The sequence below is a fragment of the Pantoea pleuroti genome, from assembly GCF_014156615.1.
Classification (GTDB): Bacteria; Pseudomonadota; Gammaproteobacteria; order Enterobacterales; family Enterobacteriaceae; genus Pantoea; species Pantoea agglomerans.
The window spans coordinates 1-537 of record NZ_SBFD01000034.1 but is presented as its reverse complement, the minus strand read 5'-3'; the positions used below and the strand labels follow the sequence as shown (position 1 = coordinate 537).

1 pseudogene is annotated in these 537 nt (G+C 47.5%); it reads right to left on the bottom strand.

From position 1 onward, the window contains the following. Positions 1–537: pseudogene (locus EPG66_RS22830) on the bottom strand (hypothetical protein); the annotation flags it as partial.

The following is a 537-nucleotide window of genomic DNA, read 5'->3' as shown; positions in this document are numbered from 1 at the left end:
CTTCGTTGATAAAATCGTGCTGCCGCAACATCTCACCCCGCTTGACAATATCAAGGCTGTTAACGTCAAACATCAGCTTAACCGCGTTATGCTCAGACAACGCTTGTAAGCTCATGCCACTTCCAGCATAGAGTAGTAGCAATACAACCAGATCGTAATTATCTGGTGTGTAGTCAGTTGATGGCGCGTTAGGTTCGATGATTCGTTCAGCAATGCCTGCGTGGTCCACAAACCAATTCAACCAGCTCACCAGGATCTCACTATGATCGAGTAAATTTAACGACCATAAAGGTAACGTGGTAAAGGCTAATAACCCACTGTTGCTGTGTTTTCGTATGTAGCGGGTATGCACCACATCACCGGCCTGGTGCTGGTGGCGATCTGCACTGCCAGTAAAGCCAGCAATAGCCTGGTCTGTTTCACTGGTTAGCAAAGCGGTTAGCCCCGGTTCTTGCATCTTCAAAGCCGCTGAAACTAATTGCCAATCCAGTGGGGAGGGCAATTGCGCTAATAAGGTAAATTGTTCAGCTTTCAGGT